We start from the raw sequence: 2214 nt of genomic DNA, 5'->3' as shown, positions 1-2214 counted from the left end.
GCGAGGCGCAGCCGACCACGCCGGGGCGCGGCCGGGCGGCCGAGGGGAGGGAGGAGGTCAGCGGACATCACGGGCCTCCTCGGGGCCGGTGGAGGAGTCACGGGCCACGGGCTCGGCGCCGCTCGGGGCGTCGGTGACCGGGGTGCCGTGCATGCGGGCGTACATCTCGTTCCAGCGGCGCAGCTCCGCGTCGCCGTCGCGGTCGGCCTGCCGGTCCAGCCGGACCGCGTTCTTGCGGTCGCTGCGATACCAGAGCACGGCCACCATCACCGCCATCATCACGGTGGGGAACTCGCCGATGCCCCACATCACCGCGCCGCCGATGCGCTGGTCCTCGAGGGCGGTGGGGCCCCAGTCGCGGCCCATGTTGCCGAACCAGGACGCCTGCATCAGGCCGGTGGAGGAGGTCATGGCGACGCCGATGAAGGCGTGGAAGATCATCGTGGCCATCAGCAGCACGAGCCGCAGGGCGTACGGGGGCCGGCGCGGCAGCGGATCCGAGCCGATCATGACCAGGGCGAACAGGAACCCGGTCAGCAGGAAGTGGACGTTCATGAACTCGTGGCCCACGTGGGTCTCCAGCGAGAACCGGAAGAAGTCCGTGTAGTAGAACACCAGGATCGAGCCGGCGAAGTTGACCCCCGCCACGATCGGGTTCGTGATGAACCGCCCCCACGGGGAGTGCACGATCCACAGGATCCACTCGCGCGGGCCGCGCGTCCCGTCCGTGCGGGACGGCAGGGCCCGCAGCGCCAGGGTGATCGGCGCGCCCAGGACGAGGAAGACGGGGCTGAGCATCGTCAGCGTCATGTGGCCCACCATGTGCGCGCTGAACAGGACGCGGCCGTACACGGCCGGGGACCCGGAGGTCGCCCACAGCAGCACGGCCAGGCCCGCGAGCCACGCGACGGTGCGCAGCACGGGCCAGCGGTCGCCGCGGCGGCGCAGCTGCCACACGGAGCGCAGGTACCAGAGGGTCAGGAACGCGATGATCGCGACCCACAGCCAGTCGAACCGCCACATCGTGATCCACCGGGCGCCCTCGAGGGCCGGCGGCAGCTCGTAGCCGGTGAGGATGCGGGCCGGGGAGGCGTCCGGCGCGATCTCCTCCGGCACGGGCGGGGCCGTCCGGGAGAGCACGGAGGAGACGCCCATGACGGCGCCCATGATCACGGCCTCCACGGCGATGAGCTGCCACAGCAGGCGACGCGCGGGGGCGGGGCTGGGACGGTCCGGACCGGCGTCGAGGCGGGGGATCACCCACCGGCGGTGCAGCAGGCCGATCAGGCCGAGGCCCAGGGCCGCCAGGAACTTGGCCGACACGAGGATGCCGTAGGGGCTCAGCAGCTGAGCCGGATCGTCCATGCGGATCGACGCGTTGACCACACCGGACAGCGCCACCGTGACCAGGCCCAGCCCGGCGAGCACGGAGTACCGGGTCAGGACCGTGTGCAGCAGGGGCGCCGGACCCTGCCGGCGCAGGCTGCGGCCCCGCCCCTGCGCCCCGTTGGGCCCGACGAGGGTGTCCGAGATCGCGACGAGCACGAGCAGTCCGCCCACCCACACGACGACGCCGAGCAGGTGCAGGCCGATCGAGTTCACGGCGCCGTTGTGGTCGTCACCGCCCGCCGCGTGCCCGATCAGGGCCAGGGGCACGAGGGCGAGCATCGCCAGGATGCCGGTCCAGAACAGGCCGTTGTGGGAGCGGACGGCGATCGCCAACGTGGTCACGACGGCGGCGATCACGGTGACCCAGAACCACGCCTGGCCCACCGAGATGCCGACCACGTAGGCGGCCAGGCCGTCCGTGAAGCTCTGCCCCGCCGTGACGGGGACGCCGGCGAGATCCGAGTAGGACAGCACGCCGACGGCCAGCGCGGCCACCGTCCACACGCCGGCGCTGACGGCGGCGATCTGCATCACGCGGGTGAACGCGGGGTGCTCGGGCAGCGGTGCGGCGTCCGCGTCCTCGCGCCGCTGCCGGGCGGAGCGGTGCCACCGTTCCGTGCCCGCCGCGTGCGGCGGCAGGACCCCGGCCGCGAAGATCAGCGCGGCGATGGTCAGGGACATCGCCACGTTGGAGACGAGCTCCCCCACGGGCACGCCCCAGCGGGTGATCCACCCCGGGTCGGAGAGCTGGCGCGCGGCGGTGACGCCGGTCAGCCAGCCGGCGGCGGCGAGGCCGGCGGCTCCCGCGGCGGCCACGAGCACCCA

The 2214-nt window shown here is 73.4% G+C and carries 1 protein-coding gene; it reads right to left on the bottom strand.

Annotation, left to right across the window (positions count from 1 at the left end; translation table 11 throughout):
• Positions 1-57: 57 nt before the first annotated feature.
• On the bottom strand, positions 58-2214 hold a 2157-nt coding region (locus tag HMPREF3105_RS06870; RefSeq protein ID WP_141762449.1), incomplete at its 5' end, for a bifunctional copper resistance protein CopD/cytochrome c oxidase assembly protein.

Source organism: Micrococcus sp. HMSC31B01 (assembly GCF_001816085.1).
Taxonomy (GTDB): domain Bacteria; phylum Actinomycetota; class Actinomycetes; order Actinomycetales; family Micrococcaceae; genus Micrococcus; species Micrococcus luteus.
The sequence above is the reverse complement of the archived record's forward strand: the minus strand, read 5'-3'. Positions and strand labels throughout refer to the sequence as shown.